19 protein-coding genes and 1 tRNA gene are annotated in these 21976 nt (G+C 62.9%); 13 read left to right on the forward strand and 7 right to left on the reverse strand.

What is annotated here, in order from left to right; genetic code table 11:
- The first annotated feature begins 74 nt into the window (after nt 1-74).
- From K3152_RS14105 to K3152_RS03145, 9 genes are all read left to right on the forward strand, one after another.
- Nucleotides 75-1442 carry a sugar transferase gene (locus K3152_RS14105; protein ID WP_247713128.1) on the forward strand — a complete coding sequence of 456 codons (1368 nt, stop codon included), beginning with the start codon at nt 75-77 and terminating at the stop codon, nt 1440-1442.
- 240 nt (nt 1443-1682) lie between these two features.
- Nucleotides 1683-1901, forward strand: coding sequence for a hypothetical protein (locus K3152_RS03110; protein ID WP_221572553.1), 219 nt, complete (start codon nt 1683-1685; stop codon nt 1899-1901).
- A gap of 91 nt (nt 1902-1992) precedes the next feature.
- A complete protein-coding gene (locus tag K3152_RS14335; protein ID WP_221572554.1) occupies nt 1993-3351 on the forward strand; it encodes an O-antigen ligase family protein in 1359 nt (452 codons plus the stop codon).
- 19 nt (nt 3352-3370) lie between these two features.
- Complete coding sequence (locus K3152_RS03120) at nt 3371-4033, forward strand: polysaccharide biosynthesis/export family protein (RefSeq protein ID WP_247713129.1); 663 nt, start codon at nt 3371-3373, stop codon at nt 4031-4033.
- 39 nt (nt 4034-4072) lie between these two features.
- Nucleotides 4073-6286, forward strand: a complete 2214-nt coding sequence (locus K3152_RS03125) for a GumC family protein (protein WP_247713130.1) — start codon at nt 4073-4075, stop codon at nt 6284-6286.
- Nucleotides 6283-7446, forward strand: coding sequence for a hypothetical protein (locus tag K3152_RS03130; RefSeq protein ID WP_221572557.1), 1164 nt, complete (start codon nt 6283-6285; stop codon nt 7444-7446). Before K3152_RS03125 ends, K3152_RS03130 begins: the two co-directional genes overlap by 4 nt.
- A gap of 1 nt (nt 7447) precedes the next feature.
- Nucleotides 7448-8731 (forward strand): hypothetical protein, encoded by a 1284-nt coding sequence (locus tag K3152_RS03135; protein WP_221572558.1) that lies wholly within the window; start codon nt 7448-7450, stop codon nt 8729-8731.
- A gap of 12 nt (nt 8732-8743) precedes the next feature.
- On the forward strand, nt 8744-9664 hold the full coding sequence (locus K3152_RS03140) for a sulfotransferase family protein (RefSeq protein ID WP_221572559.1): 921 nt from the start codon (nt 8744-8746) through the stop codon (nt 9662-9664).
- Nucleotides 9664-11052, forward strand: coding sequence for a lipopolysaccharide biosynthesis protein (locus K3152_RS03145; RefSeq protein WP_221572560.1), 1389 nt, complete (start codon nt 9664-9666; stop codon nt 11050-11052). Before K3152_RS03140 ends, K3152_RS03145 begins: the two co-directional genes overlap by 1 nt.
- 64 nt (nt 11053-11116) lie before the next feature.
- Here K3152_RS03145 and K3152_RS03150 read toward each other — a convergent pair.
- Nucleotides 11117-11191, reverse strand: a tRNA-Val gene (locus tag K3152_RS03150).
- Nucleotides 11192-11281: 90 nt separating this feature from the next.
- Nucleotides 11282-11671 carry a cell cycle two-component system response regulator CpdR gene (cpdR, locus tag K3152_RS03155; RefSeq protein ID WP_221572561.1) on the reverse strand — a complete coding sequence of 130 codons (390 nt, stop codon included), beginning with the start codon at nt 11669-11671 and terminating at the stop codon, nt 11282-11284.
- Nucleotides 11672-11783: 112 nt separating this feature from the next.
- Between cpdR and K3152_RS03160 the strand changes: the two genes are divergently transcribed.
- The gene (locus K3152_RS03160) at nt 11784-12719 is read left to right on the forward strand and encodes an N-formylglutamate amidohydrolase (protein ID WP_221572562.1); all 936 of its coding nucleotides are present in this window, start codon (nt 11784-11786) and stop codon (nt 12717-12719) included.
- Nucleotides 12720-12954: 235 nt separating this feature from the next.
- On the opposite strand, the gene K3152_RS03165 is transcribed toward K3152_RS03160, so the two are convergent.
- Together K3152_RS03165 and K3152_RS03170 are read right to left on the reverse strand one after the other, a co-directional pair.
- Complete coding sequence (locus K3152_RS03165) at nt 12955-13731, reverse strand: SapC family protein (protein ID WP_221572563.1); 777 nt, start codon at nt 13729-13731, stop codon at nt 12955-12957.
- 83 nt (nt 13732-13814) lie between these two features.
- Nucleotides 13815-15263, reverse strand: coding sequence for an FAD-binding oxidoreductase (locus K3152_RS03170; protein ID WP_221572564.1), 1449 nt, complete (start codon nt 15261-15263; stop codon nt 13815-13817).
- A gap of 157 nt (nt 15264-15420) precedes the next feature.
- Here K3152_RS03170 and K3152_RS03175 point away from each other — a divergent pair, with 157 nt between their 5' ends.
- A complete protein-coding gene (locus K3152_RS03175) occupies nt 15421-16002 on the forward strand; it encodes a hypothetical protein (RefSeq protein ID WP_221572565.1) in 582 nt (193 codons plus the stop codon).
- A gap of 124 nt (nt 16003-16126) precedes the next feature.
- Complete coding sequence (locus tag K3152_RS03180) at nt 16127-17488, forward strand: DEAD/DEAH box helicase (RefSeq protein ID WP_221572566.1); 1362 nt, start codon at nt 16127-16129, stop codon at nt 17486-17488.
- Nucleotides 17489-17491: 3 nt separating this feature from the next.
- Here the strand turns inward: K3152_RS03180 and K3152_RS03185 are convergent, their stop codons facing one another.
- Nucleotides 17492-19804, reverse strand: a complete 2313-nt coding sequence (locus K3152_RS03185) for an ATP-dependent helicase (protein ID WP_221572567.1) — start codon at nt 19802-19804, stop codon at nt 17492-17494.
- Nucleotides 19805-19922: 118 nt separating this feature from the next.
- On the opposite strand from K3152_RS03185, the gene K3152_RS03190 reads away from it, so the two are divergent.
- On the forward strand, nt 19923-20573 hold the full coding sequence (locus K3152_RS03190) for a hypothetical protein (protein ID WP_221572568.1): 651 nt from the start codon (nt 19923-19925) through the stop codon (nt 20571-20573).
- Nucleotides 20574-20664: 91 nt separating this feature from the next.
- Here K3152_RS03190 and rsmD read toward each other — a convergent pair whose 3' ends face one another.
- Nucleotides 20665-21210 (reverse strand): 16S rRNA (guanine(966)-N(2))-methyltransferase RsmD, encoded by a 546-nt coding sequence (gene rsmD / locus K3152_RS03195; protein ID WP_221572569.1) that lies wholly within the window; start codon nt 21208-21210, stop codon nt 20665-20667.
- Entirely contained in the window at nt 21207-21974 is a 768-nt protein-coding gene (locus K3152_RS03200) for a pseudouridine synthase (RefSeq protein WP_221572570.1), read from the reverse strand. Before K3152_RS03200 ends, rsmD begins: the two co-directional genes overlap by 4 nt.
- Nucleotides 21975-21976 lie beyond the last annotated feature (2 nt).

Here is a 21976-nt window from a genome sequence, read left to right on the forward strand (position 1 = left end):
GCGACCGCGCAGCCGGGTCCATTTTTGTAAAAAGCGAGTTGTTGCGCGCGCTTGCCGCTCGCATTGATTGTCACATGTCCCTGAAGGATTATCTCGACACCAAGGTTCGCGATTCGATGGAGCACCGTCGAATCCAGCTTTACGCGATGCTTTTCCTGTTCGACGTCGCCATCGGCTTCGGCAGCTTCTGGCTGGCGGGCAAGGTCTATGTCGGCGAGGATGTTTCGATGCGGGCCATCCAGGTCATGCAGCTGACTGCGCCGATCTACCTCGTCATCGCCATCTACAACCGCGTCTATTCAATCGAGGCGCTGGAAAACCTGCGGCATGCCATCTGGCGCATGGGACTGGCGCTGGCCTTTGCGGTGATGTTCTTTCTCGTGCTCACTTTTTACGCGCGGACCAGCGCGGATTTTGCGCGCAGCACCTTTTCCCTCGCGGTGGCCATCGCTTTCCTTGGAATGGCGGTGGTCCGTGTCTTCGTCGCCTTCCAGATCAAGCGCCAGTTCGGGGGCAAGGTCAGCAATATCCTGCTCATCGAAGATGGCGGGCCGGATGTCCGGCTGCCTGGCGCGGATCGAGTGACGGCCGATCCGGCCCTTGTGGAAAATGCACAAACCAATCCCGAAGCGCTCGACATGCTCGGGCGGACAATGCTCCACAATGACCGGGTCATCGTCAGTTGCCCGGTCGAACGCCGCGTCTTCTGGACACGGATCATGCGGGCTGCCGGGGTTCGAGGCGAGGTCGTTTCCGAAGCGTTGCAGGAATTGGGAGCGCTTGCGCTTGAAAGGCACGACGGCTGGTCCTTCCTCGTCGTTTCCGCCGGCCCCCTGGGTCTGCGCGACCGCCTGACCAAGCGTGCCATCGACCTCGCTTTCACGATACCCGCTCTTATCCTGCTGGGCCCCCTCATGCTGGTGGTGGCGCTGCTCATCAAGCTGGAGGACGGCGGTCCGGTGTTCTTCGTGCAGCCGCGGATGGGGCAGGGCAATATCATGTTCAACATGCTCAAGTTCCGCTCGATGAAGGTCGCCAGGCTGGATTCCGAAGGCGCCCGTTCGACCTCCCGGGACGATGACCGTGTCACGCGTATCGGCAAGTTCATCCGCCGCACCAGTATCGATGAGCTGCCGCAATTGCTCAACGTCCTGCGCTCCGAGATGAGCCTCGTCGGACCGCGCCCCCATGCACTGGGTTCGCTCGCCAACGACAAGTTGTTCTGGGAAATCGATACCGATTACTGGCAGCGCCACTCGCTCAAGCCCGGCTTGACCGGATTGGCACAGGTCCGCGGTTTTCGCGGTGCGACGGAGACCGAGGACCATTTGACCGACCGTCTCAACGCCGACCTAGAGTACATCCGGAACTGGTCCCCATTGGCCGACATCCGTATCATTTTTGCAACGGCCCGCGTGCTTGTGCATCCCAATGCCTACTAGGGGCTATCCTGCGCAAAAATACCGAAATATAAAATAATTAGGCCATGCGCGGAACCATCGAGGGCTCTTGTGTTTGGTTCCATTGTGCGGGCGCGAATAACCCGGTGCAATCGTATTTTAACCGGTTGCACTTAGGGGGAAACATTGCTAGCCAGCCGTTCGAATTCTCGCTTAAGAAGAAAAACTAGGAGATTACCTATGAAGACCAGCCGCCTTCTCTCGGGCCTCGGTGCAGTAGCTATGGCGGTCGTTCCCGTCGCAGCTCAGGCCGGCACCCGTGCGGCCGACACCGGCGCCATCGCTGTTCAGCCCGTCAAGATGTCGGGTGTTGAGCGTGGTACCGAAACTGTGACCACGAAGAGCGAACTCGGTGGCTCGGCTACCATCCTCGCTGTTCTCGCTGCTGTTGCCGTCATCGTCGGCATCATCATCGCAGTGGACGACGACACCACCGACTAATCGGTTAGTCGAAAAGAATTCTTGACCTCGCCGGCCCCGGTCGGCGAGGTTTTTCTTGTTTGTAGCGGTGTTCCATCCTGTGGGGGGTCTAGTGCCGACTCAGAAGAATCATTCCGGCGTCGCGCGCCTGCTGCATGTCCATCGCACCCTGGGCTGGCCTCTCGTTGCGCTTCTCGTCATCGCAGTGGTCCTGGGTGGCGGAGGAATCCGGCACGGACTGACCAATCTCGTCGTGCAGCTCACCGCCCTCGCGGTGATCCTGTTCCAGCCGGGCATGGTGAGGCGGTTCTTTTCTGAAGCGCCCCTGTGGCTCAAGGTCCTCGTGCCCCTGACCATCCTGCTTCCGCTCCTGCAACTGGTTCCGCTGCCTGCAGGAATGTGGCGCGGTTTGCCCGGCCGCGAGATGGCGGCCGAAACGCGGGACCTGATCGGTGCGGGCGACGGGTGGTTTCCCGTAACCCTCGACCGTGCGCGGACACTCATCGCGCTGTTCGCACTCGCGGCCCCCTTGGCCGTCATCTTCTCGGCGCATGGTCTGAAGGCTGACTGGCGACGTAGTGCGCTCGTCCTCCTCGTTGCGCTCGCATTCCTGCATTTCGCATTTGGCGTGGTGCAATTTGCAGCGGGAGGCGACACGTTGCGCCTGTATGAGACCAATGATGCCGGAAGGTTCTACGGCTTCTTCGTGGGGCACATCGCCAGCGGGCTATTCCTCGTCATCGGCCTGTGCGCGCTGATCGGCCTCTTTGCATCCAAGAGGCGCACCTCGCTCGACCTGATGCTTTACCCCGCTGGAGCTGCCTTGCTCGTGATCGGCGTTGTCCTGTCCAGTTCGCGGTCCGCGATCGCCCTGCTGCTGCTGCCCGGATTGTGGGCGGCATGGCTGGGGTGGAAGGAATTGCGTCGCTTTTCGCCCAGGACCCGCTGGCTGACGCTTGGTGGCGTGATAACGCTGCTCGGCGCTGCGGCGCTCGTGATGGCGACCAACGAACGCCTCGGCGCTACCTGGGAGCGGTTCGAGAGCTTCGAGGATTCCCGCCCGGATATCTGGGAAGACACCATGGTCGGCATCGAGCGCTATTGGCCGGTGGGAAGCGGCATGGGCACGTTCGACGAGGTGTTCCAGGTTGAGGAATCGCTTGAAACGCTCCCGGCGAAGAAAGCCGCCAGGGCGCATAACGAATATTTCGAAATCACGCTGGAGGCGGGGATATTCGGCATCCTGCTGGTGGTCGCCTGGGTTGCCGGATTGCTCTATTCCGCCTATCGGGGGCTGCGCACGGTTCAGGCCCCGGTAACGCTCGCGGCGGCACTGTCGCTGCTTTGTATTGCGCTTCAGGCGCTCATCTATTTCCCACTGCGCAATATGGCGGTCTTATGCATTGCAGGACTGCTTGTGGCTCTGCTAACGGCGCCGGTGACGATTAAGAGGGATCGGGTCATTGAATAGGATTTTCGCAGGTGGGCTGATGGCCCTCACTCTGCTTCTCGCGGGCTGCTTCAGCCCGTCCGACGGCTTGCCCGCTGGGGAAGAGGCATATCGCGTCATTCCGGTTCAATCGGAGGACGGGGCCTTGCGTGAATATCGCATTGGCGTTCTCGATGTACTGTCGATCCGTACCTTTCAGGAACCCGAACTGACTTTCGACCAGATCGCGGTCACTTCGGCCGGAACGATCAATTTCCCCTTCATCGGCGAACTCAATGTCATCGGTAAGACGCCGCAGACCCTGAGCGACGAAATCGAGGCCGGGCTGGGGACGCGCTATATTCGCGATCCGCAGGTCGTCGTCGGCGTGGTCAGCTCGGCCGCGCAGCGTGTCACGGTCGATGGCGAAGTCGTCCAGCCGGGCGTTTACGAGATTGCGGGCACTTCCTCGCTTATCGAATCCGTCGCCCGTGCGCGCGGTCTCAAATTCACCGGTGTGGATGACGAGGTCATCGTTTTCCGCATGATCGAAGGCGAGCGTCATGGCGCGGTCTTCGACTTGCGCGCGATCCGCGAAGGCCGCGCTCCCGACCCCGAAATCATCGGCGGCGACCGCATTGTCGTCGGCTATTCGGCACTCCGCGGCGCCTGGGAAGATTTCAAATCGGCCGCACCGGTCTTCAACGTTTTCAGAAGGTTCTGATAAGTGTCTAGTGGAATTCCGGTCGGCGGAACATATGAAATGGCGCATCCCGACGCGCCTGCAAAACGTCCCGTGACAGGCATGGGTACGGATGCTGCATCCGACGATGTGTTCATGGACATCGACCTGCGGCGCATCGGCGCGGCGATCAGGCGCAACCTGATCGGCGTCATGGCCGTGCTGGTCATCTCCCTTGCCGTCGGTGTCCTCGTCACCCTCCTGATGCGCCCGCAATATATCGCGACTTCGCAGGTTCTCATCGAACAGCAGGCCGACACGATTATCGAGGGTGCGGATACGCAGGCCTATGTCCCGGCGCAGGAGACCGAGCGCTTCCTGCAGACGCAGGTCGATGTCATCGAAAGCTACAGTCTCGCCGAACGCGTGGTCGAATCCGAAAACCTCGCCGACCGCGAGGATTTCTTCGAAGCGCAGGGAACCGAGCTGCCGCAGCTCGACACTGCGGAAGGTTTGGCCAATGCGGGTGAGGCGGGCCTCGCCCGCCTGCGCCGCGAAACCGCTATCGCGCTTGTCATGGACGGGCTTTCGGTCGCGCTGCCCTTCGACAGCCGCCTTGTCTCGATCAATTTCAAGAGCGGGGATCCGGCCATTGCCGCCGAAATGTCCAACTCGATTTCGCAGAACTTCATCGAGGCCAACCTCGCCCGCAAGTTCGACAGCAGCGCCTATGCACGCGAATTCCTTGCCCAGCAGCTCGAAGATGCGCGCAACAAGCTCGAGCAGAGCGAGAAGGACCTCAATGCCTTCTCGCGCGCTGCGGGCCTGATCCGTGTGCCCGGTCAGGGCCAGAATGCCGATCAGGAGACCACGCTTTCGGTTACCACCGAGACCCTGCAGCAGCTCAACATGGCCGCCTCGCAGGCGACCGCCGAGCGTATCATGGCTGAAAACAGCTGGCGCAGTGTCGCCAGCCAGCCGATTTCCTCGATACCCCAGGTGCTGAGCAACCCTGCCTATACCTCGCTCGTGCGCGAACGTGCCGTCGTCGAAGCGCGCTTGGCCGAAGAAAAGGCCCGGCACCTCGACGGGCATCCCAATGTCCAGGCGCTTCAGGCGCAGGCCGACCGTATCGACGCTCAGATCCAGGACGTGGGACAGTCGATCAAGAACTCGATCAGGCTGGCCTATGAATCGACTCGCGACCGCGAGAACCAGATCCAGTCGCAGGTCGGCTTGGTACGCGATTCCGCGCTCGACGAGCAGGATCGCGGTGTCCAGTACAACGTGCTCAAGCGCGTGGCCGAGACCGATCGTGCGCTCTACAACACGCTGCTGACGCGCTTCAACGAACTCAACGCCACTGCCGGGGCGACTTCGAACAATGTCTCGATGGTCGATACCGCGCAGGTGCCGCGCCAGCCCTCGTCGCCGAACCTCGTGCTCAACATGGCGGTGGCACTCCTGAGCGGGCTGTTCCTCGCCGCCGGTTTCGTCTTCCTGCGCGAGCAGTTCGACGATGTCCTGCGCACGCCGGAAGATGTCGAGCGCAAGCTCGGTATCCCGCTCCTTGGCCTCATCCCGATGATCCAGGGCAATGTACCCGCAGAAGATCTGGAGGACCCCAAGTCGCCGGTCAGCGAAGCTTACCAGTCGCTGGTGACGAACCTTCGTTACAGCTCGGGTGAGGGTATTCCCCGTACGCTTACGGTTACTTCGGCCCAGGCGGGCGAGGGCAAGACCACCTCGGCCGGCAAGCTGGCGCTGGAATTCGCCGAACTCGGTCGCAAGACCCTGCTCATCGACGCCGACCTTCGTCGTCCGACGCTTCACCGCAAGCTCGACAATCGCCGCCAGGAAGGCTTCACGACCGTCCTCGCCGGGGAGAAGACGGTCGAGGAGGTCGTGGTACCCTCGGGCCATCCGAACCTGTCGTACATGACCGCGCTGCCCATGCCGCCGGATCCGGCAGCCCTGCTCGGCGGCACGCGTCTGGACGACCTGATCGCCGGCCTGCTGACCAAGTACGATTCGGTGGTGTTCGATGCGCCGCCGATGCTTGGCCTGTCCGATGCGCCGACGCTGGCTGCGCATACCGACGCGATCCTCGTGGTCATCGATGCCCATTCGGGACATCGCGGTGCGGTGAAGTCGGCCCTGCGCCGCCTCGAAATGGTCAACGCCAACGTCATTGGTGCCATCCTCACCAAGTTCAATCCGAAGAATGTCAGCGGCGAATACAGCTACTACGGCTCGGATTATTACCAGTACGAACATGCGGACGACGACCAGTGAGCGGGCGGCCCGCCCGCATCGCCGGATGGGCCCTGCGTATCGCGGTCTTCCTGGTCCTTGCCGGGATAATCGCGGTTTTCCAGGTCGACCGCGCATCTCGTGATCGCATCAGCCTGCTCGCCTGGGTCCCTCCGGGATTGGGCGGCTTTGCCGATGGCAATATCGCGCGGCCCCTCGCCCTCGTGAAGCCGGACATGGCGGTCGAGCGGGCAACCGCGACCCTGAAGCATCGGCCTGTCGATGCAGGCAATCTCGCGGCTTTCGCCGTGGCGGCGATCGAGGCCGACGACGAGGCGCGGGCGGGACAGGCGCTGAGCCTCGCTGCGCAGCGCGGATGGCGCGATACCTATACGCAGGTGATGGTCATCGGCAGCGCGCTCGCGTCGCAGCGCTGGGAAGTCGTGGCGCAGCGCATCGACGCGCTGGCGCGCCTGCGCCGCGAGGAGCAGGCCATCAACGGCTTTCTCAGCCTGACGGTGAGGGAAGACGAGGGGCGGCGCGCTATCGCCAAGCGCATGGCCGAAAGTGAACCGCTGGTCGAAGCCGTCACGGGTTTCCTCGACAGCTATTCCGAATACGGCCCCGAAGTGGCGCAGACGGTTGCCTATGCCGAAGAAGAGGGCGCTCTCGAATGCGAGCGCCTCGCTCGTGTGGCGCGGCTTCTGCTGTCCGAAAGCAGGGCAGACGAAGTACTCGGCTTCTGGCCGCAGCGCTGCGACAGTGGCGGTGAGGGCATGGGCTTTGCCTTTGCCGACAACCAGGCCGATCCCTTCACCTGGCAATTCCCTTCGCAAGCAGGAGTATCGGTGCGTCCGGGCAACGAGGACGGGACGCTGACGGCCCGCAACCGCGATCCGCTGCGCCGCCGGTTCGCATCGCGCTATCTCTTGCTGGAACCGGGTTCCTATACGGTGCGTCTCGAGCAGTCGCAGAAGTCCGGCACCGCTTACTCGTCACCGGGACGCCCGGCTGAAGTCCAGGTCTTCGTACGCTGTGTCAGGCCCGAAGAGGGGGCCTCTGCAGTGCTCCTGAACGAACCCTATGCGGATGGATTGTTGTTTGTCGTGCCGGAAAGCTGCAAGACGCAGCACCTGTCGCTGACGCTTGGCAAGGGACGGGTTACCGATCTTGCCATCCAGCTTTCGCCCGGCGGCGCCTGAGATGCGTATTCCGGCCCAGTTCCCGCTCATCGCTGCGCTGGCCGTGCCGCGCGTCGCGGTCAGCTATGCAGGATATGTTGCCGCTCCCGCGCTGATGATCAACTGGCTGTCCTCGCGCAGCTACGCGAAGGCGCTCATCTTCCTGGCGTTTCTCGTCTTCTCGGCGTTCGTTAACTGGGCGCTCGGCCTGAAGTTCTCCTTTACCGCATGGGGGCTCGAACTGGCCCTGTTCCTCCCGTTCATGGCGGCAATCCTGGCTTTCACGCCGAGCCGGTTCGTCAACGGGCGCAGTTTTATCCGGACGCTGAACCTGATTGTAGCCATCAGCAGCTTTATCGTCCTCCTGCAGATGGGCTTTCCCTTGAAGCTGCCCTACGTCCACTACCTGCCGGACTATTGGAACGGCGGCTTCGGCCGTGGCGGGGCGAAAATCGTCACCATGATCGGCTTCTTCGGTGTCGTCGAAGCCCTTTCGCGCAAACGCGCCATGACCTTGAGGGACAACTGGTCGCTGATCGTTGCGGCGCTGAACTTTCTCGTGCCGAACTTCATTCTCGGCATCCTTGCCGGCGGTGCGGCGCTGACCATTTTCGCTCGCCGCAACCGTGCGCTCCTGTTCGCTGGAGCAGCAATCGCGATGATACTCGTGCCATACCTTCAGTATCGCGCCGAGCAGCGCAACGATGCCTTTGCGCAGGCTTATGGTTCAAACCCGAAGATCTATTCCTTCGTGATTGTCGGCAAGCTTTACGCCGAACAGCCGCACACCGCGCTGGTGGGTACGGGAATCGGGCAGTTTTCCAGCCAGCCGGCCATCTGGACGAGCCCCGTCAACCGCTACATCGGCATCCACGAGTTGCCGAAGCTGCCAGGCATGTTCACCTCGGAGGTCCACGAGCGTTATCTCGCCCCGCTGATGCTGCGGTTCCGGGAGAAATCCTACGCGATCGAATCCTCGGCCAACAAACCCTACAGCGGGATTACCCAGTTGCTGGCCGAATTGGGCCTGCCCGTAACCTTGCTGTTGCTCTACTGCGCCTACCGCACCTTCTGGCGTGGCTCGGGGACCGATTTCGGGCGTGCTGTCTTCCTTTTCGTCATGGCCATCAACCTGCTCGACCCGCAGGTGGATTCGCCATGGTTCGGAGCGATGCTGTTTGCCGCCCTCGAGGCTATCCGGCGCGATGCGCGGGTTCGTGCGCTGGCGCGTGCGGATGATGCCTCGCGCGAATCCGGCCTTTATTTCAAACCGGCCAGGCCGGTTGCCCACCAACCTGCCGAATAGTCACGGGTCCCTGTGAGCAAGTCCCCCTTTCCCGATTTCTACATCATCGGTGCGGCCAAGGCTGGCACCACCTCTCTCGTCGACATGCTGCGCGCGCATGAGCAAGCGTGGTTTCCGCACGAGAAGGAGCCGCATCATTTCTTCCTGCGCGACGACAGCCGCGCGTGGACCTTGCGCGACGGGAGCAGGGAGAAGCCTCTCGCAAGCCTGCTGCCCTATGGCAGCGAAAGCGCCTATCTTGGCCTTTACCGGGATGCTCCCGAAGAGGCGTTGCGCGGGGACGCGAGCACGCAATATCTCGTCAATGATACGACGGCGAAGTCCATTCATGCCCAGCGCCCAGACGCCAAAATCGTCGTGGTCCTTCGTCATCCCACCGATCGCGCCTATTCGGCATGGGTCCACGCTCGCTCCCGCGGCGAGGACGCCTTGGCCAGTTTCGACGAAGCCATCGGCGAATGCGAGAACGGTTTGCGGGACACCGCTTTTGCCACGAACTATCTGGCCGAAGGCGATTATGCGCGCCACCTGAAGCCCTATCAGGATCTGTTCGGCGACAATCTTCTGGTCATCCTGTTCGAGGACCTCATCCAGAAGCCGCAGGCAGTTTACGACCGCCTGACCACTTTCCTCGGCATCGAGCAACGCAGCCTCCCGGACAATTCGGCTTCGCACAAGAACGCGAGTATCGAACTGGCGAATCCTGTCGCACGGGCCTTTCGAATGACCGCCAAGCGCCTCAGGCGGATGGCACCGGGCATTTTCGAGCTGCCGCTGTTCCGCAAACCCTACGAGGCGCTGCTGGCGAAGATGGGGCGCAAGCCTGAAAAGCTCTCGCCTGAAATGCGCAAGCGTCTCGACGCCTATTATACGCCGCACATCGCAAAGCTCGAGGCGTCGCTCGGCAGCGACCTACCGGGCTGGCACCGCTGATGGGGCGCGAGGCCGACCGCCGGACTGTTCTCAAGGCGACGGCTGCGGTTGCCGCCAGCAGGGCGCTCGGCTTCCCGCTGGCGCTCGGTGTAAGCATGTGGCTGACCCGCGTGCTCACGCGCGAGGAATTTGCGTTCTTCGGTGTATTATCGAGCCTCGCCATCCTGTTCGCCATGTTCGCACAGGCAGGCTTCCAGACGTCGGTCGTGCGCCTGCTGGGCGAGGCGGAGGCCGGTGACGAAACCTTCAAGAAGCCCTCGATCTTCTACGCATCGGTCATCGTCACCTTCGTCTTCTCGCTCATCCTCGCGATCCTGTTCTACTTCGTCGGGCGCGGGCTGCTGCCCGACATCGCGGGACAGAGCGACTGGCTGTTCTTCCTCGCCGCCATCCTACTGGTGGCGCGGTCGGTGAACACGGTCGCGGCGCAGGCGCTGCGCGGTATCGGCAGGGTAGGGGCATCGGCAAACCTCAGCGGGCAGGGCGAACAGGGCGGGATGATACGCTGCCTTGCCATCCTTGCCGGTTTTGCACTGGTCGTGACGACCGGTGTGCTCACGCTGGAAGCGGCCATTTGGGTCGCCATCGCCGCCTCGGTCCTGTGTGCGCTATGGTCGGCAATCATCCTCCTGCGGCATACCGGGATGCGCTTCGATGCCCGCGACATCGCGCGCACGATGAACAGCCGCAAGCAGGACAATTTCAACATGATGCTGAGCGAGGCACTGGTCTACTGGACCGGTGTGTCTGCCGCCGTGGTCATCGGTGGCGCGCTGGTCGATGCAGCGGCGATTGCCGGCATGGTGGCCGCCTTCCAGCTGCGCAACATCCTCACCAGCCCGATGACGATGATTGCGGGCGCAGTACCCAACATCCTCATCCGTCTGCACCGCGAGGGCGACAAGGAAGAGCTCGAACGTGTGCTGCGGACGACTGCTTCGGTCAGTTTCGTGATTTGCCTCGCCGCCTGCCTGTTCCTGCTCGCCATCGGCCCGGCGGGCCTGAGGCTCATCTTCGGACCCGATTATGGCGATGCCTATTACCATCTCGCCATCATCAGCGGCGGTATCGTGTTCTTCGTCTATTGCGGCCTCTCCGGCCAATCGCTGTTGCTGCTTGGCGATACCCGGGTGCAGAGGCGCGTCATGCTGGTGGTTACCGCCATCACCATGCCGGCCTATATCCTGCTCGCGATTTACCTTGGAGCCTATGGCGTCTCGATCGGCCTCGTTATCTCGATGGTGCTGCAAAAGGGCCTGATGATCAGAGCAGTGCGGCAGAACCTCGATATCAGCACCAATGCCTATCTCGACCCGCGCGAATATGCGCGCGCCTTCCGCATGCTGAAGCGGATTGTCGCCAATCGCGGTAAGCAAGGGCAGGGCTAGGCCCCCGACTCCCGTATAGACCAGGTAACAAAAAACCCGCCTCGAAGGGCGGGTTTTCGTTCGATGGTGGGCGTACCAAGGTTCGAACTTGGGACCCCTACGATGTCAACATAGTGCTCTACCACTGAGCTATACGCCCACGCTATCGAACAGGCCGTTTTGTGCGGCAGGCGCGCCCTTTAGCGAGGCCTGTGAAACCGCGCAAGGGGGCAATCGCACATGGATCGAATTAAAGCTGTGCGCTGAGCTTTTCTTCCAGCACCCGTTCCACTTCCATGACGAGGTCGCGCAGGTGGAAGGGCTTGGAAAGCACCTTGGCATGCGGCTGCTCGCGGCTTGCCTTCAGCGTGACGGCAGCAAAGCCGGTGATGAACATCACCTTGGTCGAAGGGCTGATTTCGTTGCAGCGCTGGGCCAGCTCGATCCCGTCCATCTCGGGCATGACGATATCCGACAGCAGCAGGTCGTAATTGTCATTCTCGAGCAGGGGGATGGCCTCGGTGCCGCGGTCCACCGCGTCGACCGAATAACCGGCCTGCCCGAGCGCGCGCTCGAGATAGGTACGCATGGCCTCGTCATCCTCGGCCAGCAGGATTCGTTTCTGGTGCAGCTCACTCATGGGCATCTCCATAGAGGAAATCGCTTAACAAATCTTGCGGTTCCTGCAGCTTTGTCTCTAATTGAGACCGCCTTTCTTTGACTTGTCCAGTGCATGCAACCAGATTGGAGCAATGAGCTGCCCCGAAAACGGACCTTCCGGCGATGATTCGCGAGGCTTCGAGGAGAGGCAGGGCGCGGCTTTCGACATAGTCACTGCAAGCAATCCCGGCCTTCCGGTCCTGATTGCAGCGCCGCATGGCGGGCGGGACTACCCCGAGGATGTCCTTGCCAATATGCGCGACCCGTCGTTGCGGCTGCGGCTCGAGGACCGCCATGTCGACACGCTGGCCGCCGAAGTTGCCCGCCTGAGCGGCGCCGCGCTTATCCGGGCCAATGTGCCGAGGGCGATCATCGACCTCAACCGCGCGCCCGACGATGTCGACTGGGGCATGGTTTCGGGGCAGCAACCCGAGCGGATGCGTCACTCTCTCGCCAACCGCCGGGCGCGGAGCGGGCTGGGGCTGGTGCCGCGCAGGTTGCCGGTCTCCGGCGAATTGTGGAAGCGCCCCTTGCCGCGCACCGAACTCGATAGCCGCATCGAGACCATCCACCGCCCATACCACCAGGCACTTGGCAGTGCGCTGGAGTCCTTACGCGACCAGTGGGGCGCGTCATTGCTGGTGGACCTCCATTCCATGCCACCCCTGCGCAAGCGCCATCCCGGCGAGGTGACTCCCGAATTCGTCATCGGAGACCGTTTCGGTGCGAGCTGCGATGGCCGGCTTGTCGCTACCGCGCTCAATCATTTGGGCGAGCATTACCGCCCGGTCGCACACAACCGTCCCTACTCGGGCGGCTATGTACTCGATCGTCACGGGGCCCCCCGGCGCGGTATCCACGCCATGCAGGTCGAGGTTTGCCGCACGACCTATCTCGACAGCCGGATGGAGGAGCCCTGCGCGCGCCTGCCCGCTGTGGCCCGGCTGCTCGCCGAAATGGTCGCCAGACTCGCGGCTGAAGTCGCCGAAATGGGTCACCGCGACGAATTGCCGCAGGCCGCGGAATAACCGCACATAAAAAACCACCCCGTGCAAGATGCACGAGGTGGCCAAGGTTCAGGGAGGAGATGCACCTATGATGCATCCATGTCGGCAGGCCATGAGGGGAGCGCCGCCGACACATGGTAAATGGGTATTTCGCGCATCCGTTTCAAGCATGTGAAAAGAGGCGAAACCGGCCCTTCCAGCGCGGTTCCGCCTCTTTTCGTCGTATCGTTGTCCCCCCGGATAGGGAGGCATCAAATCAGTTTGCGGCAGCCGGCTGCGGAGCCTTGCCCTGCTGTGCCTGGCGCGCGAAGACGACGCGCATCAGTTCGAGCGAATAGACATGCGCATGGATGAGCATGAGCAGGCCGTTCTTGTGCCATTCGGCCAGCTTCTCGGCGCTGATGTCGCGCAGCTTTTCCTGGTCGACCATCTTGAAGCCGCGGTAGATGAAGGGCTTTTCCTCTCCTTCGCGCTGGATGGCGACTTCGCCGTCCATCAGCAGGCCGGCATCCTTGAGTTCGGTCAGGAAGGCCTGCGTGCGCTGGGCCGACTGTTCGAAGTGCTGGCAGAACTCGAGGATACGGTCGACGGCATTGGTCTTGTTGCCTTCGTCATCGAACAGGCGCTCGCCTTCGTCGAATTCGCCGACAGCACCGCTGGTCGGGTCGAACATCAGCGACAGGTCGGTCGCGTCCTGCTGCAGCTTGGCGAGCATGAAGGGGTAGCGGCGGATGTAGGCCGGGATGTAAACCGGCTCGGAGACCTTGCCTTCATCGTCGACAAAGGTGTTCACGCCTTCGTTGAGGCCCATGAGCGCCAGCGGCAGCGGGTTGTCGCCGGTCGAGAAGACGATGGGATAGTGGCGCTGCGCCTGCACGAACTCGTCGACGGTCAGCGGAATGGCGTGGGCCTTGGCGAGCCAGGGAGCGCTGTCGATGCTGCGCGTGCTGTAGTTCTTGTGGTCCTTGCTGTTCAGCGGCATCAGGTCGTTGAAGAACAGGGGCAATTGGGGCTGCTGCGGCGCGCTCGCCATGGGTAATCTCCGAAGTCTTTTCTAGTAATGGAATGAGGCGAACCATGCCCTGAAAGGGCATCACGCGCCGGAAGTTGCGCCCCTTACGGGGTTGCGTGCGAATCCGCAAGCGGCACTAGCTTGCCCGGGTTAAGCAGGTCTTTAGGATCAAGCGCCTGTTTTACGGCTCGCATGACAGCCAGCGAGGTGGGGTCACCCAACCGCCCGAGCTCGTCTCGCTTGATCTGTCCGATGCCGTGTTCGGCGCTGATGGAGCCGCCCCATTCGGTCACCTTGTCGTGGACATAGGCGCTGATGGTTTTTCCCTCGCTCCGTTCCCATTCGCCACGTGTCGCACCGGCGGGGGCAAGGACATGGAAGTGCACGTTGCCGTCGCCGAGGTGTCCGAATGCAACGGCCTTCGTGCCCGGGAACTGCTGTTCGACCTCGGGTGAGATGGCTTCGACGAAATCCGCCATCTTCGCCACGGGCACCGAGATGTCGTGCTGCATGGCGGGCCCGATGGCGCGCTCCGCCGGGGCAATGGAGTCGCGCAGCAGCCAGAAGGCCTCGGACTGGGTTTCGTTCGCTGCGATAACGGCGTCCTCCAGCAGGTCAGCCTCGAGCGCCTCGCCGAGCAGTGTTTCGGTCAGTTCCTGCAAGGCGTCGGTCGCGCCGGTAGCCGCCACCAGTTCGATGAGGGCGTGCCACGCGTGCTCGCCGTCCAGCGGAGCGCGTGCATCTGGCATGTGGTCGAGAACCGCGGCGAGGCTGTGAGCGGGAACGGCCTCGAAGCCTTCCAGCGCATCGCCCGCCTGCGTCTCGCAATGCAGCAGCAACTTTCGCGCGTGCTGGAGCGAGGGGAGGCCTGCCCAGACCACCCGCCTGCCGCCGATTTCGGGGAGCAGCCGCAGGGTCGCGGCTGTCACGATGCCGAGTGTGCCTTCGGAGCCGATGAGCAACTGCTTGAGGTCGAACCCGCGATTGTCTTTCTTGAGCGGGGTGAGCGTGTCGAGCACGCTGCCGTCGGCCATCACTGCCTCCAGCCCGAGCACCTGCGCGCGCATCGTGCCGTGGCGGAGGACCTGTGTGCCGCCGGCATTGGTGGAGATAAGTCCGCCAATCGTCGCCGAGCCCTTTCCGCCAAGTGTCAGGGGAAAGCGCAAGCGGTGTTTTTCCGCCAGCTCGTGCAGGTTCTGCAGGATGAACCCGGCCTCGCAGGTGACCTGCATGGCGTCAGCATCCATTTCGCGCACAGCGTCCATGCGGCGAAGCGACAAAAGCACGGCTTCACCCGATGCGTCGGGCGTGGCTCCGCCGGACATACCGCTGTTCCCGCCCTGCGGTACAATCGGGACCGCGTAACGCGCGCACAGCTTCACGAACGCGGCCACCTCGTCGGTCGAGGAGGGCGAGGCGAGACCCAGCGCTTTGCCGGTAAACCGCCCGCGCCAGTCGGTCAGCCACGGTTCGAGTAACTCGGCATCGCGGGTGAAACCGCGCGGGCCGAGCAGCGTGGCGGCATCTTCGAGGAAAGCATCATTCGTATTCATCGCTGCCGCCATGCCACACGGGGACACTGAAAAGCTACCACTTGCCATCGCAGCGCATTCAATTAAGCCGATATTCAATTGTCGGGGGGCATAGCGGCATCTTCACGCCCGCATGCGATTTCCCGCGCGGCCAGAGGAGCGATATCCGCATTCGATAATGCCCAGCCTGCCGTTCCTCTTTGCGCCGCTTGCGCTGCTGTTACCGCTGGCATTGCCCGGCGCGCAGCCTGCCGGGGCAGAGGACATCGTGCCGGTGGCCGAGCAGGCGCGCGAACGTGACCGCAGCCTTTCGCCGCTCCCGCTGTCGCAGGATGCACCGGCATGGTCGCCGCTGTTCGACGGCGTGGCGCCCGCGAATGGCGAGCAGGTGCGCATCCAGCGCCGCGTGATCCTGCGTATTTCGCCCGCGCCCGCACGACAGAACCTTACTGCCGAGGCTGCGCCTGCGCCGGTACGTCAGCGCATCGTCGAGCGGCCCGCAGGTAATTGCATCGAAAGCGCCGACATCGGCGGGGTGGCCGACCGGGGCGACAGGCTGGTGATGTTCATGCGCGACCGGCGCACGCTGGCTGCCAAGCTGGAGAAGGGCTGCAGCCCGCGCGATTTCTACCGTGGTTTCTACATGGAACGCAGCGATGACGGGAAGCTGTGCGTCCGCCGCGACCGGTTGATGAGCCGCTCGGGCGCGAAATGCCAGGTGGCAAGCTTCACACAGCTGGTGGTCGAAAGGGTCGAGTAGAGCCGTTTTCCTTGACTTTTGCGCCCCGATTGGCGAGAGGCGCGCACGGTAAGGGCCGCGTCTCAGCGGCCTTTTTCCTGTTTCCTGAAGTTATCCTATCCCATTGGGGGCAATTGTAAGCCGCATGAGTTTTGCCGATCTCGGCCTGTCCGAAAAGCTTTTGAAAGCCGTCGAAGAGGCCGGCTACACCGAGCCGACTCCCATCCAGGCGCAGGCCATCCCGCCGGTCCTGATGATGAAGGACATCATCGGCATCGCCCAGACGGGTACGGGCAAGACCGCCAGCTTCGTGCTGCCGATGATCGACATCCTCGCCAGCGGCCGCCGCCGCGCGCTGATGCCGCGCAGCCTCATCCTTGCCCCGACGCGCGAACTCGCCGCTCAGGTCGCCGAGAATTTCGAGAAATACGGCAAGAACCACGATCTCTCGCTCGTCCTCCTCATCGGCGGCGTGCAGATGGGCGACCAGGTCAAGGCGCTGAACGAGGGCGTCGATGTCCTCATCGCGACGCCGGGCCGCCTGATGGACTTGTTCGAGCGTGGGAAGATCCTGCTCAACGGCTGCGAACTGCTGGTTATCGACGAAGCCGACCGCATGCTCGACATGGGGTTCATCCCCGATATCGAATTCATCTGTTCCAAGCTTCCCGAGCAGCGCCAGACGATGCTGTTCTCGGCGACAATGCCGCCGCCGATCGAGAAGCTGGCCAAGAAGTTCCTCGAAAACCCGAAGCGCATCGAAGTCAGCCGCGCGGCGACCACGAACAAGGACATTACCGCGTTCAAGATTCCGGTCGAAACCCGCCAGAAGCGCGAGACTTTGCGCTGGCTGCTGCGCAACGACCATGTCGAAACCGCCATCATCTTCGCCAACCGCAAGACCACCGTGCGCGAGCTCAACAAGAGCCTGCAGCGCCATGGCTTCGCCAGCAGTGAAATCCATGGCGACATGGACCAGTCGAACCGGTTGAAGGAACTCGACCGGTTCAAGAATGGCGAGGTCAATATCCTCGTCGCTTCCGACGTTGCCGCGCGCGGGCTCGACATCAAGGGCGTGAGCCACGTCTTCAACTTCGACACGCCATGGCATCCGGACGACTATGTCCACCGCATCGGCCGCACCGGTCGGGCAGGGGCAAAGGGCCGCGCTTTCACCTTCGTCTCGAGGGAGGATGCCGAAGCCATCCAGAACGTCGAGAAGCTGACCAAGAACGAAATTCCGGTCTTCGGCAAGAAAGATGTCCGCGTCGAACTGGTCGAGGCGCCCAAGGAAGAGAAGAAGTCGAAGCCTGCCAAGCAGGACAGCGACGACAAGGCGCAGGACAAGCCCAAGCGCAGCCGCAAGAAGGCGGAAGCCAAGGACGAGGCCCCGCGCGAGGACAAGCCGCAGCGCAAGTCGCGCCGCCATGAGCAGGACGATGCGCCGGTTCCGGCTGGCGAATGGAACGGGCCGAAGCCCGGCTTCCTCGACGTTTCGGCGACCTGAGGGCTATTCGGGCGCGAGCTTGACGAAGCTGTCGAGCACGCGCTTGGTGCCTGCCTTCTCGAACTCGATTTCGAGCTTGTTGCCTTCCTGGTCGGTCACGAAGCCGTAGCCGAATTTCTCGTGGAAGACGCGCGCTCCGATGGCGACATCGGTGCGCGGCTTGGCAGCGAAGCTGGCTGCGCTCCTGCCGCTTTCGGGGATACGCTTGGGCGAAGTGTCGTAGCCTGATGAAAGCGCGCGCTGCCATCCGGGACCGCGCGCGGTGCTGCGGTCGGGGCGGGCGCTCGAGACATGGGCGAAGGGGTCTTCGGTCTCGGTCCAGTTCGCGCGCCAAAGCGATGCGCCGCCGCTCATCGTGGTCTCGCTCTCGATATGCTCCTCGGGCAATTCCTCGATGAAACGGCTGGGAATGGAGCTGGTCCACTGGCCGTAAATGCGGCGATTTGCGGCGTGGAAGATGGTGCAGCGACGCTTCGCCCGCGTAATCGCGACATAGGCGAGGCGGCGTTCCTCCTCGAGGCTGGCGAGCCCGCCTTCGTCGATGGCACGCTGGCTGGGAAAGACGCCTTCCTCCCAGCCGGGCAGGAAGACATGGTCGAATTCCAGTCCCTTGGCCGCGTGCATGGTCATGATGGTGACCTTCTCGCCATCGTCTGCGCGGTCGTTGTCCATCACGAGGCTGACATGCTCGAGGAAGTCGGTCAGCGTCTCGTATTCCTCCATCGCGCGCGCGAGTTCGGTGAGGTTTTCGAGACGACCCGCGCTCTCGGCGCTGCGGTCCTTGTTGAGCATTTCCTCATAGCCGCTCTCGGTGATGACCGTACGGAGCAATTCGGAGGGCGTCACCTGCTCGGCCAATTCACGCCAATGCGCAAATTGCACCAGCAGGCCGCCCAGCGTGTTGCGCGCGCGGGCGGGCAGTTCGTCACTGTCGGCAAGGTCGAGTGACGCGGCGGCGAGCGGCTGCTGCGTTTTGCGCGCATGGCGGCGCATGGCCTCCAGCGTCTTCGCTCCGAGCCCGCGCTTGGGCTGGTTATAGATACGCTCGAAGGCGAGGTCGTCGGCAGGCTGGGCGATGGTGCGCAGATAGGCGAGGGCATCGCGGATTTCGGCGCGCTCGTAGAATCGGAAACCACCGACGATGCGGTAGTTGAGGCCAATCTGGATGAAGCGGTCCTCGAACTCTCGCGTCTGGTATTGCGCGCGGACGAGGATGGCGACCTCGTCCAAGGGCGCGCCTTCGCTTACGAGGCGTTCGATGGCCTCGCCCACACGGCGCGCTTCTTCGGGCGCATCCCACACGCCGACGATGCGCACCTTCTCGCCCGCCGGAAGTTCGGTCCACAGCGTCTTTCCGAGCCGCTCGCTATTCGCGTTGATTAGGCCAGAGGCGGCTGCGAGGATTTGCGGGGTCGAGCGATAATTCTGCTCCAGCTTGACCACCGCCGCGCCGGGAAAATCCTTTTCGAACCGCAGGATATTGGCAACTTCTGCGCCGCGCCATGAATAGATGGACTGGTCGTCATCACCCACCACGCAGATGTTCTTGCGCGCCTGTGCGAGGAGCCTGAGCCACAGATACTGGACCTGGTTGGTGTCCTGGTATTCGTCGACGAGGATGTATTTGAAGCGCTGCTGGTACTGCTCAAGCACATCGTGGTGCTGGCGGAAGATGTTGAGCATGTGCAGCAGCAAATCGCCAAAATCGCAGGCGTTCAGCGCTTTCAGCCGGTTCTGGTAAAGCTTGTAGAACTGCGCGCCACGGCCATTGGCATAGGCTTCGTTCTCGACCGCATCGAGGTCGCCCGGATTGAGCCCGCGGTTCTTCCAGCGGTCGATGAGACCGGCCAGCTGCCGCGCGGGCCAGCGCTTCTCGTCGAGGTCGTTGTCCTGGATGAGCTGTTTCAGCAGCCGCAGCTGGTCGTCGGTGTCGATGATTGTGTAATTGCTCTGCAGCCCGACCAATTCGGCATGACGGCGCAGCATCTTTGCCCCGATGGAATGAAATGTGCCGAGCCACGGCATGCCTTCCACCGCATCGCCAATGTGCCTTCCGACGCGCTGGCGCATCTCGCGCGCGGCCTTGTTGGTGAAGGTCACGCAGAGGATTTCGCTCGGCCATGCTTTCCGCATTGCGATGAGATGTGCGAGTCGTGCGGTAAGCGCGGCGGTCTTGCCCGTGCCTGCACCCGCCAGCATCAGCACCGGCCCCTCGGTCGTCAGCACGGCCTCGCGCTGCGGGGCGTTGAGCATCGCCGCATAGGGCGGAATTTCGCCGTTTTCGGGCGATTGGGCAGGGGCAGGAAGGTCGGACATTTCTTCGGAACAGCTAGGGAACGCCAAGCCGCAACACAACCCCCGGAAGATGGCTTGCCGGAACTATCCCACTGTTCCAAGAGTAATATCGCCAATGACACTCTCAGGAGAGATAACAATGAAGAACATGATTCTTGCCGGCGCTGCCGCGCTGGCCCTCACCGCCGTGCCTGCTGCCGCAGATGACCACATGGAAGACGAAGTGACCGTCTACCAGCTGGGTGAAGACCAGGTGGTGATCTACGACAGCTGGCCCGAAGAACGCCGCGTCATTTATGACGCGTGGCCCTATGGCGTGCAGGAATATTACTGGACGCTCGAACCGGCCCAGACCGAAGGCTGGTGGGTGCTGACCGATCCGCAGCGCGTGCGCATCTACGAAATGACGCCCGAACAGCGCGCCATGGCGTGGCAGCAGATCAACGCCCAGATGAGCGGCGAGAACAACGCGAGCACCACCGGCACGACGGCCCGCACCACGGCAGCCACCACGACCTCGCCTGCACCGCGTTTCGTGCGCAGCGAAGTGACGCAGACGACGCCTGCCGGCTATAATGCTGCCGCTTCGGGGGAAGAACTCCCGGTTTGCACGCCCGACCAGCAGGATGGCTGCATCAACAGCTGGGAAAAGAACAAGACGGGCAACCGCCCGCTTGAGTACTGGCCGGGACGCCCGGCAAGCGAGATCGAAGGTCCGCTTCCGGCAACACAGGAAGAGTTCGACAGCATGTCCAAGTCGGATGACGATGACGGCGACGACGAAGAATAATCCGAACGTCCAGCACCGCTAGCTAGCCTGGCGGCGACGCTTGGAGGGGGCGGGTCCACCATGGTGGGCTCGCCCCTTTGCTATGCGCAGGTCAGTCTTTCAGGCGCAGGATCGTGAGCTTGGCCTTGCCGACCTTGCGCTCCGCCTCGATGTCGAGCGCCTTTACTGCGATATCTTCGTCCTTGCGCGTTTCCAGCGCAATCCAGGTGGCCGGACCAATCCAGCCGAGCCGCGCCATGCGGTCGAGCGCCACCTGTCCGGCTCCGGTATCATAGGGCGGGTCGAGGAGGATGAGGTCGTGCGGCGCCTTGGCCGGGCCGAGGCTCATGACCGAGCCTTGTTGCACCTGTGTCCGGGTGCGTGCGTCGAAAGTGTCGATATTGGCGCGGATGGCTTTCACCGCTTCGGCCTCTTGTTCGACGAAGAGGCAATGGCCCGCACCGCGCGAGAGGGCTTCGAGCCCCAGCGCGCCCGAGCCTGCGAAAAGGTCGAGCACCGACAACCCCTCGAAACTTCCGAGGCGGCTGGCGAGCATGCTGAAGAGCGTCTCGCGCGTGCGGTCGGCGGTGGGACGCGTGAAATCGCCTTTGGGCGCGACCAGCTTTCGCCCGCGCCATTCGCCTGCAATAATCCTCACTGGCGGCCCCCGCGTCCAAGTTCACGCTTGAATGCCTGCACGTCGCCGCGCTTCAGCTCGACTGCCTGCCCGCGCGGCAGATCGCCGAGATGGAACGGGCCATAGCCGATACGCAGCAGCCGGTTCACTTCGAGCCCGAGATGTTCGAGCACACGGCGCACTTCGCGGTTCTTGCCTTCGCGCAGGGTCATTTCAATCCAGCGGTTGCGACCCGAACCGCGCTCGAGGTTGGCCTCGATTTGCCCGTAACGGATGCCGTCGATTTCGATGCCTTCGATGAGGCTATCGAGCTGGTCCTGAGTGATGTCGCCGAAGGCGCGCGCGCGGTAGGTGCGCGGCACGCCGGTGGAGGGGAGCTCCATCGCGCGCTTCATCTCGCCATCATTGGTGAGCAGCAGCAGGCCCTCGGTGTTGAAGTCGAGACGGCCCACCGGCATCACGCGGCCTGCGTCCTTGGGCAGGGCGTTGCGCAGCGCGGCATAGATGGTCGGGCGGCCCTTGGGGTCACGCTCCGCCGTCAGCAGGCCGGAGGGCTTGTGGAAAGCGAACAGCCGCGTCTCTTCCGCCTCGCCGACGGGCTTGCCGTCGACGGTGACGCCGCGCAGGCTTTCGAGCTTCACCGCAGGCGTGTCGAGCACCTTGCCGTTGAGCGACACGCGCCCGGCTTCGATCATGCGCTCTACTTCGCGGCGGCTGGCCACACCCGCGCGCGCGAGCAGCTTGGCGATACGGTCGCCGGCTTCGGGGAGTCTGTTGTCGGACATGG

The sequence above is a fragment of the Qipengyuania polymorpha genome (genome assembly GCF_019711435.1).
GTDB lineage: Bacteria > Pseudomonadota > Alphaproteobacteria > Sphingomonadales > Sphingomonadaceae > Qipengyuania > Qipengyuania polymorpha.